This is a genomic window from Reichenbachiella sp. MSK19-1 (assembly GCF_003590315.1).
Taxonomy (GTDB): Bacteria; Bacteroidota; Bacteroidia; order Cytophagales; family Cyclobacteriaceae; genus Reichenbachiella; species Reichenbachiella agariperforans.
The window spans coordinates 889,520-903,864 of sequence record NZ_MIER01000016.1; the positions used below are offsets into that span (position 1 = coordinate 889,520).

Consider the following 14,345-nt stretch of genomic DNA (forward strand, 5'->3'; position numbering starts at 1 on the left):
TATGTCGATTAGAAGCAACTATAACGAACAAATAGAGGCCTATTTCAATGGGGAAATGCAAGGTGCAGACCGACTCGTCTTTGAGGGACGTGTAGAGTCAGACCCTATGCTCAAAGAAGAGTTCGTTAGACAACAGGAAATAGTCGAGAGCCTTCGCGCACACCGTGTGGCAGAGCTCAAGACTCGTTTGAATAATATTTCGGTAGAGACTACATTGATAGGGACGCTGATGCAGAGTGCGGCGTTCAAGCCCGTAGTATATGCTGTGACAGGCTTGGCAGTTTCTGTAGGCGCATACCTTTATCTTGATACGGATGCAGCTATAGAATATCACCTCCAAGGTCTGGAATCAAAAAATCAATATGCATTGGAGACGGGACTCACTGTCCATACTGCACCGAGTCTCAACTACCGCTACACGCATTCGGAAAACATACTACCTGTAGCAGAAGAACGTGAAATAGCCAAAGAGGAATTGTCTAAGGGGGATGTCCCAGTGGCTACACAGGAGATTCGATTCGAAGTGCCGGAGGTGGATGCTGGATATCAACAAGATGAATTCGAGGCAGGGCCAGTGGTGGCATTGGAATCAGCTAAACGTATCGAAGAAGTGCCATCTGTGTCAAAAATCGATAGAGTCAATATACAGACGATCAATTCTAGACGTTATGATTTTCACTACCGTATGGAGGAAAATAGACTTTATCTCTATGGTAAATTCAATGAGTCTCCCTATGAAATTATAGAGATCAATACGCCGGGAGCGAAGAAGCTTTTCTTCTACTATGATGGTGATTTCTTTACACTCAATAAAGAGTCAACTGAAATAACCCCTCTTTCCAAGATTGAAAACCGCAAGCTGATCAATGAGCTTGACGTGATCAAAAGCAGTAACCTATAGTCATTTGCGTCCCCTTTTATCGAAAAGTCTAAGAATTGAAAGTAATTTCATGGTTTGAAACTATTTTTGATTTTTTACTATGGCAAAGGACAAGAAATATCGCAAAAAGAAGCTCGGAAGTTATCCGTTTGCTAGTGTCGTGTTTAGTGTCACCTTGGCATTATTTGTTATGGGCTTGTTTGGACTTCTAATCCTTACGACCAATAATTTGACACGCCTGATTCAAGAGAATGTTGAGATACAAGTTTTCCTTCACAAAGGGCTCAGTCAAAATGAAGTAGTGAAGATCACTAAGATTTTATCGAGTAAAGACTATGTCCTCAAATCTGGAGGACAAGCTCAAATTCAGCACATCACTAAAGAAGAAGCCGCCGAGACCTTTATGGAGGAAACAGGAGAGGATTTTGTCAACTTCCTAGGCGATAACCCACTGCGGGATGTGATCAAAATCAAGGTTTCGCCCGAGTATCAGGCGTCACAAAACCTAGCAGAGATCAAAAAGGAAATTGGTTTTATCTCGGGAGTTTTCGAGGTGACCTACATAGAGAACCTAGTACAAAGTATCAATAAAAATGTTCGAAAGATCAGCTATGTGCTGGTAGGATTTACTGTCATATTATTGATCGTGGTGGTGGTTCTAATCAACAATACAATCAAACTGGCGCTGTTCTCTCAGCGTTTTCTGATCCGTAGTATGCAACTGGTGGGTGCGACCTCATCTTTCATCCGAAAACCATTTTTGTCTAGAGCTTCTTGGTTTGGGTTGCTGTCAGGGATGTTGGCATGTGCACTCATCTGGGGTGTCTTGCAACTTGCAGAACGCGAGATAGAGGGGTTGATTGATTTGGTGAGAATGGATGAGCTTTTGGTGTTGACAGCAGCAATGCTATTGGTTGGGCTACTTGTGGGATTTATCAGTACATTTGCAGCCATTAAAAAATACATGAAAATGTCGCTTGACGAACTTTATTGATATGAGTAATAACAAATTAGCGTTTTCGAAAATCAACTATATAATCATGATTGCGGGGGTCTGTGTGCTGGTACTCGGATTCTTTATCATGACGCTAGATACTGAACCTTACGGGTTTGGGTTCAAAGGACTGACTCTTGGCCCTATCGTAGTAGTGTTAGGTTTTGTTATTGAGTTTGTCGCTATTTTATACAAATCCAAGGAGAATAAATGAGTGTAATCGAAGCGTTGATCCTTGGGATTATTCAAGGGCTGACAGAGTTTTTACCTGTTAGTAGCAGTGGACACTTGGAGTTAGGAAGCTACTTTTTAGGCGTCCAGTCCGAGGATAATCTGCTTTTTTCGATTTTAGTACATGGGGCTACAGCACTGAGTACCATAGTCGTATTCCGAAAAGATATTTTAGAAATTATTCAAGGTTTGTTCAAGTTCCAATGGAACGATGAGACCTCTTTTGCAGCGAAGATTCTACTGTCGATGATTCCAGTAGGGTTAGTAGGAGTATTATTCGAAGATCAAATTGAGGCATTGTTTGGAGGTAAAATATTGTTAGTTGGCGCGATGTTACTGGTGACTGCTGCATTGTTAGCTTTTACCTACTTCAGTCAAAAGCACGAAGGCTCAGTTACATTCAAGAGCGCACTTATCATAGGGTTAGCGCAAGCCATTGCTATTCTGCCAGGTGTCTCTAGATCAGGATCGACTATATCAACAGCACTACTTCTAGGAGTCAACAAGGAGAAAGCAGCGCGCTTTTCTTTCTTGATGGTGTTGCCACCCATTATAGGTGCGATGCTACTCAAAACCAAAGACCTCATCGAAGCTCCTGAGTTGGCGACAGGGCTACCTGTGACCAGCTTGGTCGTAGGGTTTATAGCTGCCTTTGTGGCGGGACTCTTGGCATGTAACTGGATGATTTCGATTGTCAAAAAAGGCAAGCTGATCTATTTCGCAGTTTACTGTGGGGTAGTAGGGTTGGGAGCTGTCATAGGAGGGTTATTGATTTGAAAGAGATAAAGCTGTCGGAATTGGATTTTCAGAAAGGCGAGGTTTTTTTACTTGACAAGCCTTATGAGTGGACCTCTTTTGATGTAGTCAAAAAGGTTCGTAATAGATTAAGAATAAAAAAGGTAGGTCATGCTGGTACTTTAGACCCACTAGCCACAGGTTTGCTGATCGTATGTGCGGGCAAAGCCACTAAGAAAATTAATGAATTTCAGGATTTAGGAAAAAGCTACACCGGAGCTTTGGTGCTCGGTAAAACAACTCCGTCCATTGATCTGGAGACTGAGTTCGATTCTGAATCGGATTACAGCCATATCACTACCTCCGAGATACAGGCTGCTGCGGATGAGCTCACTGGAGATATTATGCAGGTGCCGCCAATTTATAGTGCGATTAAGATAGACGGAGAACGAGCCTACAAAATTGCTAGAAGAAAAGAAGAGGCTAAGCTAGATCCGCGCCCTGTCAGTGTTCCGAAGTTTATAATTGATGCATCTAACCTCCCTGAGGTTAAATTCGAAATAGACTGTTCTAAAGGAACCTACATCAGGAGTTTAGTACGAGATCTAGGCGAGGCATTAGGGTGTGGCGCCTATATGTCCGAACTGCGTCGTACTGCGATCGGTGATCATCGTGTCGAGGACGCATATAATCTGGAGGAATTTATAGCAAGTCTCGAAAGAGATTAAATTTGCGTCGTAAATCTTAGAACCCCAAGCTTGATGATCGTACTGGACGGAATTGATCAGATTCATAATATACCTCATGCCATTGTTACTAGTGGTACTTTCGATGGTGTACACATAGGTCATCAGAAAATCCTCAAAAAGATAGTCAAAGCAGCACAGAAAGCAGGAGGGAAAAGTGTCGTGCTGACCTTTTGGCCTCATCCGCGATTTGTGCTTTTTCCTGATGATACTTCTCTCAAACTACTCACGACCTTTGAAGAAAAGGCTGCTATACTGGAGGAAGTCGGTATCGATTATCTTGTAAAGATTGCATTTACCCCCGCTTTTTCACAGCTGAGTTCTCAGGAGTTTATCCAAGACGTACTAGTTGACCGTATAGGTACTCGAAAGTTGATCATTGGTTATGATCACAAGTTTGGAAAGAACAGAGAAGGTAGTTTTGAGTACCTCAAAGAGCACAGCCAGCTATTTAATTTTGATGTGGAAGAGATCCCACGCCAAGATATAGATGATGTAGGGGTCAGCTCTACCAAAATCAGAAAAGCCCTTCTCGAAGGAAATGTACACCTCGCACACGAATATATGGGTAGGCCCTACGAGATCACTGGTACGGTAGTGTCTGGGAAAAAAATAGGGAGTGAAATCGGTTTTCCTACAGCGAATATTCGATTAGGTGCACATTATAAAGTAATACCCAAAGATGGCGTGTATGCCGTCAAAGTCCGACTAGACGGACAGGAAATGGACGCAATGCTTAATATTGGGTTTAGACCCACTGTAGAAGGTGTACACCGTGTGATCGAAGCACATATTTTTGATTTCCAGCAGGATATATATGATCAAGAGATCACAGTCTCCTTTATTCAGTATATGCGAGGAGAACAAAAATTCGACTCATTGACTAGGCTACAAGAGCAGTTGAAGATAGATAAAAAGGAAAGTTTAGCAGTTTTAAGATAAAAATAGGATGAGAAAATCTAAGATAAGTGTAGACGTAACACTCGACGAAAATAGCGTGCCAGAAGAAATAACTTGGTCAGCTGAGGACAATGCCAATGGTGCACTCCAAAATGCCAAAGCCGTATCTCTCTCTTTTTGGGATCATGATAAAAAGGATACCTTGAATCTGGATCTCTGGACTAAGGATATGAATGTCGATGCGATGAAGATGTTTTATGTCAATATGCTAGGAAGTGCCTCCAACACGCTACTCAATGCTACTGGTGATGAATTCATGTCGACCGAAATTGCCAATCTCTGCGAAAAATTGGTAGAGTACCTGAATCAAAAGTAGTATGCACGCCTACTTTTTTCATTTTATTCCTTTAAATTAAGCAGTAGTGAATCTGTCAAAAGAGATTTTTTCACTATTATTAGAGGCTGGTTGTGTATTTCCAATTGTATAGAGACCAGATTTAGCAACATTTAAGACACATGATATGATAAGACTAATTACTAAGCAATTTGCGCTTGCATTTGCCTGTGCCGTATTGGTTGGCTTTGCCGCAGTGGCACAAACTGACGTTTCGGGTAGCGTCAAGGATGCGGGCTCAGGAGAACCCTTACTCGGCGTGAGTATTCGCGTGAAAGATAAAGTGGTTGGGACCATTTCTGATACGGATGGTGATTTTAGACTGCAGGTCAATTCTGCCCCCCCGATTACTCTAGTATTTTCGATGGTGGGGTACTCCGCCGTGGAACAAGAAATCACAACAGCCAATGTCCAAGGTTTGGAGGTCGCACTTACTGAAACAGCCATCATGGGACAAGAAGTGGTGGTTTCAGCTTCTAGAGTTGAAGAGTCTGTGATGCAATCGCCAGTTTCGATTGAAAAAATGGATGTGCTGGCTATTAAAGAAACAGCTGCTACTAATTTCTACGATGCATTGGTCAATTTCAAAGGAGTAGATATGAGTGCACAAAGTATCACGTTTAAATCAATCAATACGAGGGGCTTTGGAGCGAATGGTAACAACCGATTTGTGCAACTTATTGACGGGATAGATAATGTCGCTCCTGGTCTTAATTTTGCCGTTGGGAACATTGTTGGTATCAACGATCTCGATTTGGAAAGTGCTGAAATGATCCCTGGTGCTGCTTCTGCGCTATACGGTCCCAACGCTCTTAATGGAGTCTTGTTGATGAATAGCAAGAGTCCATTTGAATACCAAGGTTTAAGTGCATATACCAAGCTGGGAGTCAATCACGTGGATGGTGAAGACGATGATCCTTCTCTTTATCAAGATTATGGCATTCGTTATGCTAAAGCATTTAACAATAAGTTTGCTGTCAAAGTAACGGCGTCCTACCTGAAAGCCAATGATTTTCGTGGTGTGGATTACAGAGACCAAAGTACTACAACCAATGGTCAGGGGTCTGGATATGTTGTAGAGAGTGAGGGGCGAAACAGACAGAATAACAGAAACTATGATGGTGTCAACACTTATGGCGATTTTGGGTTTAACCTTGGTTTGATCCCGAGATTGGATCCTGCATATGAAGCGGTAGCAGGTCAGTTGCCTACTGGTCCTGATGGAGCATTCTCACCTACAGGTTTCACAGAGTCTTCTTTCGTAGACAATACCACTGAGAGTTTTAAGATAGGAGGAGCCTTGCATTACAGGATTACTGACAACTTGGAGGTGTCTGGACAATTTAACTATGGGTCTGGTAGTACTGTCTATACAGCGAACGATAGGTTTGTTTTAGACGGATTCTCAATATGGACGGCTAAATTGGAGTTAAGAAATGAGAATTTTTATGTGAGAGCTTATACCACACAAGAAAACTCAGGTGATACCTATGCTGCTAATACTGTAGCTTCTCTGATCAATCAGAACAAGTATGTGCCAGATTACACTTTGGGGTTCTTGGGAGCGAGAGGACAAGGTGCTACTATCGATCAAGCGCATGCCGCAGCTAGAGGTTATGCGGATGGTTTGCAAGCGGCCTATGCTCCAGGGACTGAACAGTGGCAGGTAGGAATGGATTCGTTAAGACAGATTTCTATTTTTGATGGAGGGGCTAAGTTTAAGGATGCCTCTAGTATGAACCACTTCGAAGGAAGCTATAACTTTAGTCACTTAGTGGATGCGGTTGAGATCATAGCAGGAGCTAACTATCGTAGGTATAATTTAAATTCTGACGGTACTTTATTTGCGTTGGATGATGATGGAAATGAGCAGTCTTATGGAGAGTATGGTGCTTATGTACAGTTGTCTAAATCTTTTGTTGATGATAGATTAAAAGTTCAAGCATCAGGTCGGTATGATAAAAATGAAAACTTCGATGGACAGTTTTCTCCAAGAGTCTCTGTGGTAGGAACAATTGCTGAAAACCATAATTTACGTGGATCGTTTCAACGTGGATTTAGAATTCCGACGACTCAAGATCAATTTATTGACTTAGATGTTCAAACAAGAAGGTTGATTGGCAGTAATAGCCTGTTGGTTGATAGATATCGATTCAAAACTAATACAGTTTATACTACACAAAGTTTGGCTGATGCTCGTGCTGGACTGAGAACGGACTTAGAAAGAGCCAGCCAGGTGGACGATGATTTCACTACAGAAAAGATTAGTACTTTCGAAGTAGGTTATCGTGGATTGTTTTTACAAGATAAATTGATGGTTGATGGGTATTATTACCATAGTAGTTATCAGGATTTTATCGCTGAGATTTACTTTGTACAAGCAGTACCTAATGGTCTTCAAAATGATCCTGGTTATGATCCCAATACTCAAGCTGCTCAAGACAATATCATACAAGGAACTGTTCCTACACAAGAGTATGGTTTTGATGTGAATGCAGAAGGGTCTATCAAGACACATGGATGGGGGTTGCAAGCAGATTATTTTATGGGTAAAGGGTATAAACTATCCGGTAATGTGGCGTTTAATGAATTGCTTGATGATCAAGCTTTGAGAGATCAAGGGTTTAGATCACAATACAATACCCCTGAGTACACTTACAATATTGGGTTGAGTAATAGAGAAGTGATCGATAACGTTGGCTTCAATGTAAAGTGGAGATGGCAAGATGCCTTTCTTTGGTCTTCTTCCTTTGGTAATGCTGTAGTACCTGCTTTTGGTACCTTAGATGCACAGGTTAGTTATAAACTTTCTAGTTTGAAATCGGTGGTCAAATTAGGTGGTAGCAATGTACTGAACAAGAGATACACGACAGGGATAGGTAACCCTCGAATGGGGGCGATCTACTACGTTTCTATCACATTTGATCAATTCTTGAATTAAAATCAATAGAAAGATGAAAAGCATAAAATTATACATGTCACTTTTAGCATTCACCTTCATTGCTTTTGGTTGTGATGAGGAAGATAAGTTAATAGAAGAAAGAGTAGAAAACACTCAGGACGGTGCGGAAGTGCCTGAAACAGGAGATCCAGGACTGGTCGATTATAGTACTTATGTCTCCATTGGCGCTTCGATTACAGGGGGCACGATGGATGCTGCACTGTATACGCACTCACAAAACAATTCATTCCCTGTGTTGCTTGCGAAACAACTAGCTCATGAAGATATCGGAGGGGGAGAGTTTAATGTGCCGTCTATTGAATCTGTTAATGGGTATTCGAGTGCAACGAGCGACGGGACGATTTATGGGAAGTATATTTTAGATTTGGATCTAAACAATGACGGAGCACTGGGTGATGCAGGCTTAGTCTTGTCTGAAGGGGAAGTCCCTACGCCATTTACTGGAGATAAAGCCGTTTTAAATAATTTTGGTGTTCCAGGTATACAGACTTCACAAATCTTAACTCCATTAACCGGAGGTCCAGCATCTGGAAACCCTGCTTATAACGCACTTTATGCAAGGTTTGCTTCTGATCCTGGTAGTTCTACTATACTCGGAGACGCGATAGCAAGACAGCCAACATTTTTCACGCTTTGGGCAGGGGGTAATGATGTTTTGGGTTATGCTGCTAGTGGAGGTACGAATGAAGCCATACTGACTGACCCTACCGAAGTAGATGGGCATATCAATGCAATCGTGAGCCAGTTGATGGCAAATACTAGCGCAAAGGGAGTGATTGTCAATGTGCCAAATATACTAGCGTTACCACATTTTCAGGCAGTGCCATTCAATGCCATACCTATGTCTAGTCAAGAAAGTGTAGATCAAGCGAATGGTGCGTTTGCTGGATATAATGGAGGTGTTCAAGCAGCATTAGCCAATGGAATCATTGATTCTGACGAGGCTGCTTTAAGAACCATCTCTTACGCGTTAGGAGGAAATGGAATTGTGATTGTTGACCCAAACCTTACGGATGTTGAGACAAATTCTGGTGGAGCGATACCAATCCCTAAGTATAGACAGTTACAGGATGGTGAAATCGTCCTTTTGGCAGCTAGCAATATCTTAGGGACATTGGCTGATCCTGATAATCCCGCTTCTGTTATTGGTGTAGGGGTGCCATTGGATGATAAATATTCTCTCAGAGTGGATGAGCTGACCAAGATAGCTACGAATCTCACGGCTATTAATACATCTATTGCTACGGTGGCAGCTACCGAGGATAGAATAGTACTGTTCGATGCTTATACGCTTTTGCTGGGGATAGCAGTTGGAGGGGGCTACTCTTCTCCAGAAACGGGAGGTTTTAATCTTTCGCCTGACTTTACTCCCAATGGAATATTTTCTAATGATGGGATTCATCCGAACCCTCGCGGACATGCGATATTGGCAAATGAGTTGATTGATGTACTGGAGGAGGAATTTCAGTCAGAAATCCCAAAACTAAATGTGATGGATTATAATAGCTCGCCGTTTCAGCAGTAGGATACGGTAAACGATTTTTGAAAACCCCGATAGAGTTAATTTCTGTCGGGGTTTTTTGTTACTGAAGGGATACCTAGCTTTGGTGCACATGAAAGAGGCAAAGGAACTTACGGAGATATTGAGAGTAGTAGCTGGGCAGGCTGCTTTAGCTACTAAGGAGTTTATTGGGAGCGGAGAGAAAGAAGCAGGAGATCAGGCGGCAGTGGATGCGATGCGGCGGGCTTTTGATGGTGCTAGACTGGATGCGATTGTTCGTGTCGGGGAGGGAGAGAAGGATGAGGCACCGATGCTCTATGTCGGAGAGACCTTAGGTACAGGTAAGGGAGTAGCTGTAGATATAGCAGTTGATCCTGTCGAAGGGACTCGCTTGATGGCGGAGGGATTGCCCAATGCTATCACTGTGATCGCCGCTACTCAACGGGGACGTTTTTGGGATTCTGGTTCAGCCTATTACATGGACAAACTAGTCGTGGGAGCGGAGGCCAAAGGTGCCATCGATATCAATCGCACACCTATGGAAAATATAAAAGCTATCGCGAAAGCACTCGATAAGCCTGTCACCGAAGTAGGGGTTTACATCCTAGACAAACCACGACACCATACGCTGATAGAGGAGCTGAAAGCTGCAGGAGTCCTTGTTTATATCCATAAAGAAGGAGATGTCATCGGATCAGTATTGGCGCTGATGCCAGATACGGGAATAGATGTTTTGATGGGAATAGGTGGCGCGCCAGAGGCGGTGATTACTGCTGCGGCAGTTCGCGCGCTTGGCGGTGATATGCAGGGCAAGCTAGCACCTCAAAAAGCTGAAGAGGAACTTAGTTTAGAGCGTGAGGGAATAGACCTGAGTCGTGTTTATCAGGTGGATGATTTGGTGTTATGTGATTGGGCGATTTTTGCTGCGGCAGGTGTTACTTCGGGACCTCTGTTAGCAGGCGTTCAAACTAGCGAGGTAGGTGACTTGACTACCGAATGCATCACGATCGGGCCTGATTTAGGACAAGTCACACGTAGTACGTACAATAATCAGGTTTAGAAGCGCCCTAATTTTTCCAAAGTTTTCATTCCATTCACTTCTAGAGGTTAGGGCTTTTGAAGAATTAAAAGATAGAGCTTTGGAAAAGTTAACACTGCAAAACTGCGATTGCACTATTTTTTGACTCGCTTGGGAGCTTCTGACAGTTCTCCTTTTTCTGATAAGGCTACTGCAATAAATCGGAGGCTAGGGATTTCTTCGAAGACTATGATCATCATGACCGTGATTGGCACACTGAGTATCATTCCCATGATACCCCATATTCCACCCCATATCGTCAGTGATAGTACGACGACAAGTGAACTCATGTTGAGGGAAGTGCCCATGAGCTTGGGTTCTACGACATTACCGATGATGATCTGTACTGCTCCTACGGATAGCATGATGTACACAAAAGGGGCTAGTTCAGCCATTTGTAGTACTGCGAATATGGCAGGAAAGACAGTGGCTATCAGTGAACCTACAGTAGGGATGAAGTTGAGTACGAAGATGAGTAAGGCCCAAAATAATGCAGCTTCGACACCAAAGATCAGCAATACAATATAGCTCAGTGCTCCCGTTAGGAAACTTACAATCGTTTTGAGGCGAAGGTATCGGCCTATGTTTTGATCCATCTTGTAGAATAGATCTTGTTTTTTTTCTTGTTCTTCTTCGTTAGGGTAAAAGGCTTTGAGTTTGAGTGGGAAGATAGACTCCTCGATAAGTAAGAAAATAACGTATATGACAATGAGAAAGCCATTTCCGAATAGTGCGGTAGTCGTATTGAGCATGGATGCTGCGAACTCGTCCACATCAAAATCGTGCGTGTATTTGTTGACCTTGGAGGCTATGTCTATGTTGAAAATTTCATTGAGTTGAAGGAGTACTGCTTGAAAATTTTGCTCGTAGAGATCGATATTTTCGTACAAGATTGTGGAGTTAATATATACCAGTTCGCCTACCCCGATGATGACAAGGTTGATGATCACAAAAGCGATCAGACTCTGTAGCCAAATAGGAACATTCTTCCGTACCCAAGGGATCCATTGGAGATTTTCTCTCAGCTCGTGGATGATAAACCAGATAATTAGTGCGATGATAAAAGGGACTACATATTCCTCAGTGTACACCAAGATGACGATGACCGCTATGAGTGACAGGAGTATGTAAGTGAATTTGGTTATGCTTTGCGTAGAAGTATCTGAAATCTGACTCATCGATGTTTAGTAATAGGTATTGGCAATTAGGCGATGAAGATAATCATTGTATCTGGACTGATCCAATTTATTTTGTTATCAAAACACTAAGAATGCACACATACTTAATTGCTTTTTTTGTCCTCAATGGTCCATCGGTTACTTTTGCGCTTGCGTACAAGAGGGTGAAGAACCTTTGAAAATATAGATATGGAGCATGTGATTGATATCCCCAAGACAAGAAAGGAATACATGGAGGAAATTCTTCGATTGAAGAAAGAGAAGAATGCCGTGTTGTTGGCTCATTATTACCAAGAAGCAGACATTCAGGACTTAGCGGACTATGTGGGAGATAGCCTAGGACTATCGAGAAAAGCAGCGGAGACGGATGCTGATATTATCGTATTTGCCGGAGTACATTTCATGGCGGAGACGGCTAAAATTATCAACCCAAACAAAAAGGTGATTTTACCAGATCTCAATGCAGGTTGTTCACTTGCAGATTCTGCACAGCCTGGCCCGTTCAAGGAATTTGTGGATGCTCACCCTGATCATATTGTGGTGACGTACATCAACTGTACTGCGGAGATCAAAGCGATGAGTGACATCATCTGTACCTCGTCCAATGCTGTCGATATTATCAATTCTATCCCTAAGGATCAGAAGATTATTTGTGCTCCAGATAGAAACCTAGGAGAGTATTTGATTCATCAGACGGGTAGAGATCTACTGCTGTGGGATGGGGCGTGTATGGTGCATGAGGCTTTTGCGATGGATAAGATACTCGACTTGCACAAGGAACACCCTAAAGCTAAGTTCATTGCGCATCCAGAATCTACACAGAATATCCTTCGTATTTCAGCCTTTGTAGGCTCTACAGAAAAGCTGCTCAATTTTGTGCAGGAGGACGATTCAGAGGAGTTTATCATCGCTACAGAGGCTGGGATTCTGCACGAAATGCAAAAGCGTGTCCCACATAAAAAACTGATCGCTGCACCTGCCAAAGATGACAACACCTGTGCATGTAGCGAATGTCATTACATGAAAATGAATACCCTAGAGAAGCTTTACGCTTGTCTCAAGAATGAGTTGCCAGAAGTCGATGTGCCAGAGGATATCCGCAAAAAGGCGCTCGTGCCATTAGAGAGAATGCTTGACTTATCTAAATAGATCTTCATGCCACATTACGATTACTTGGTCATAGGATCAGGAATAGCAGGGTTAACCTATGCCTTAAAAATAGCCAAAGAGTGCCCGGATAAGCGCTTGGCTATGATTACCAAATCCTACGAGAGTGAGTCCAATACCAAATATGCCCAAGGTGGTATGGCGGTAGTGATGGACAAGGTGTTAGACTCCTACGATCAGCATATCAAAGATACCTTGATCGCGGGAGATGGCCTGTGCGATGAGGCAGTGGTGGAATTTGTCGTCAGGGAGGCACCTGTTCGGCTCAAAGAGCTTATTGCATGGGGGACGAAGTTTGATAAAGGGAAGCACGGTAAGTATGATTTAGGCAAAGAAGGGGGACACTCTGCGAATCGGATTCTTCATCACAAAGACATTACTGGATATGAAATCCAGAGAGCACTCCTTGAGCAAGTACACCGTTGTAAAAATGTAGAGATACTACCGCATCATTTTGCGATGGATCTGATCACGGAACACCATCTCGACGAAGGGGCAGCAGGTAAGTCACGTACTTGCTTTGGTGCTTATGTTCTCAACGAGAAGACCAAGAGCATTGAGAGTTTTACCTCGAAAATCACTATGCTCGCCAGTGGAGGAATAGGACATGTCTACCAAAACACAACCAATCCCAAGGTAGCAACAGGCGATGGTGTGGCGATGGCCTACCGTGCCAAGGCAAAGGTTAGTCACATGGAATTTGTCCAGTTTCATCCTACGGCACTCTATGAACCTGAGCGAAAAGGACAGACTTTTTTGATCTCAGAGGCAGTTCGTGGATTTGGAGGCATGTTGCGTGATAAGAATGGAGAGTCGTTCATGCAGCACTATGACGAGCGTCAGGAGTTAGCCTCTCGTGATATCGTGTCTCGTGCTATCGATGCAGAACTGAAGCGATCTGGAGATGAATATGTATATCTAGATTGTAGACATCTAGACATAGAAGAGTTTGAGAAGCATTTTCCTAACATTACCAATAAGTGCCGCAGCATAGGCATAGATATAGAACATGATATGATTCCAGTCGTGCCAGCGGCGCATTATCTCTGTGGAGGTATAGAGGTGGATCATTCAGGGTTGTCATGTGTGGGCAACTTGTTTGTGGTGGGAGAGTCAGCGTGTACAGGGCTTCATGGCGCCAACCGACTGGCATCTAACTCACTCCTAGAAGCGATCGTATATGCGCATCGCAGTTACCAAAAGTCTTTGGATATTTTCGATCAAATCACTTATATGCCTACCCCACGTGATTGGAGTGACAAAGGAACGACAGATCCCAAGGAGCTGATTTTGATCACGCATAACCGCAAGGAGGTGCAAGCGATCATGTCCAACTATGTCGGGATTATCCGTTCTACTCAGCGTCTAGATCGGGCCAATAAACGCCTGAAGCTGCTCTATGACGAAACGGAGGAACTTTACAAAAAGTCCAAAATATCCCCTCAGTTGTCTGAGTTGAGAAATTTGATCACGGTGTCTTATCTCATTATTCAGCAGTCGCTGAAAAGGGACGAAAACCGTGGAGGATTTTTTAGAACTAGCTGACATGTAGATTCAAGCTCATAGAGATTTGTATGAC

Annotated in this window: 13 protein-coding genes; 12 read left to right on the plus strand and 1 reads right to left on the minus strand. The window is 43.0% G+C overall.

Annotated features, from left to right (window positions below; all coding sequences use genetic code 11):
- Window position 1: 1 nt before the first annotated feature.
- The 10 genes from BGP76_RS16455 (at window position 2) to glpX (ending at window position 10,403) form a co-directional block, all read left to right on the plus strand.
- Complete coding sequence (locus BGP76_RS16455) at window positions 2-901, plus strand: hypothetical protein (protein WP_119845476.1); 900 nt, start codon at window positions 2-4, stop codon at window positions 899-901.
- A gap of 79 nt (window positions 902-980) precedes the next feature.
- Window positions 981-1,874 (plus strand): ABC transporter permease, encoded by an 894-nt coding sequence (locus tag BGP76_RS16460; protein WP_073120844.1) that lies wholly within the window; start codon window positions 981-983, stop codon window positions 1,872-1,874.
- A gap of 1 nt (window position 1,875) precedes the next feature.
- Window positions 1,876-2,088: a DUF3098 domain-containing protein gene (locus BGP76_RS16465; RefSeq protein WP_073120842.1), complete on the plus strand. Its 213-nt coding sequence runs from the start codon at window positions 1,876-1,878 to the stop codon at window positions 2,086-2,088.
- Complete coding sequence (locus BGP76_RS16470) at window positions 2,085-2,882, plus strand: undecaprenyl-diphosphate phosphatase (RefSeq protein ID WP_073120840.1); 798 nt, start codon at window positions 2,085-2,087, stop codon at window positions 2,880-2,882. The genes BGP76_RS16465 and BGP76_RS16470 overlap by 4 nt, the downstream gene beginning before the upstream one ends.
- Window positions 2,879-3,568 carry a tRNA pseudouridine(55) synthase TruB gene (truB, locus tag BGP76_RS16475; protein ID WP_252737288.1) on the plus strand — a complete coding sequence of 230 codons (690 nt, stop codon included), beginning with the start codon at window positions 2,879-2,881 and terminating at the stop codon, window positions 3,566-3,568. Before BGP76_RS16470 ends, truB begins: the two co-directional genes overlap by 4 nt.
- A 33-nt stretch (window positions 3,569-3,601) precedes the next feature.
- Entirely contained in the window at window positions 3,602-4,528 is a 927-nt protein-coding gene (locus BGP76_RS16480) for a bifunctional riboflavin kinase/FAD synthetase (RefSeq protein ID WP_119845477.1), read from the plus strand.
- A 7-nt stretch (window positions 4,529-4,535) separates the two neighbouring features.
- A complete protein-coding gene (gldC, locus tag BGP76_RS16485) occupies window positions 4,536-4,862 on the plus strand; it encodes a gliding motility protein GldC (RefSeq protein WP_119845478.1) in 327 nt (108 codons plus the stop codon).
- A 145-nt stretch (window positions 4,863-5,007) separates the two neighbouring features.
- Window positions 5,008-7,821, plus strand: coding sequence for a TonB-dependent receptor (locus tag BGP76_RS16490; RefSeq protein WP_073120835.1), 2,814 nt, complete (start codon window positions 5,008-5,010; stop codon window positions 7,819-7,821).
- A 13-nt stretch (window positions 7,822-7,834) separates the two neighbouring features.
- Window positions 7,835-9,367 carry a hypothetical protein gene (locus BGP76_RS16495; RefSeq protein WP_119845479.1) on the plus strand — a complete coding sequence of 511 codons (1,533 nt, stop codon included), beginning with the start codon at window positions 7,835-7,837 and terminating at the stop codon, window positions 9,365-9,367.
- A gap of 88 nt (window positions 9,368-9,455) precedes the next feature.
- Window positions 9,456-10,403: a class II fructose-bisphosphatase gene (glpX, locus tag BGP76_RS16500; RefSeq protein ID WP_119845480.1), complete on the plus strand. Its 948-nt coding sequence runs from the start codon at window positions 9,456-9,458 to the stop codon at window positions 10,401-10,403.
- 113 nt (window positions 10,404-10,516) lie between these two features.
- On the opposite strand, the gene BGP76_RS16505 is transcribed toward glpX, so the two are convergent.
- Entirely contained in the window at window positions 10,517-11,599 is a 1,083-nt protein-coding gene (locus BGP76_RS16505; protein WP_119845481.1) for an AI-2E family transporter, read from the minus strand.
- Between the two features lie 189 nt (window positions 11,600-11,788).
- Here BGP76_RS16505 and nadA point away from each other — a divergent pair, with 189 nt between their 5' ends.
- Window positions 11,789-12,748, plus strand: a complete 960-nt coding sequence (nadA, locus tag BGP76_RS16510) for a quinolinate synthase NadA (protein ID WP_119845482.1) — start codon at window positions 11,789-11,791, stop codon at window positions 12,746-12,748.
- A gap of 6 nt (window positions 12,749-12,754) precedes the next feature.
- Window positions 12,755-14,311: an L-aspartate oxidase gene (nadB, locus tag BGP76_RS16515; protein WP_073120827.1), complete on the plus strand. Its 1,557-nt coding sequence runs from the start codon at window positions 12,755-12,757 to the stop codon at window positions 14,309-14,311.
- Window positions 14,312-14,345 lie beyond the last annotated feature (34 nt).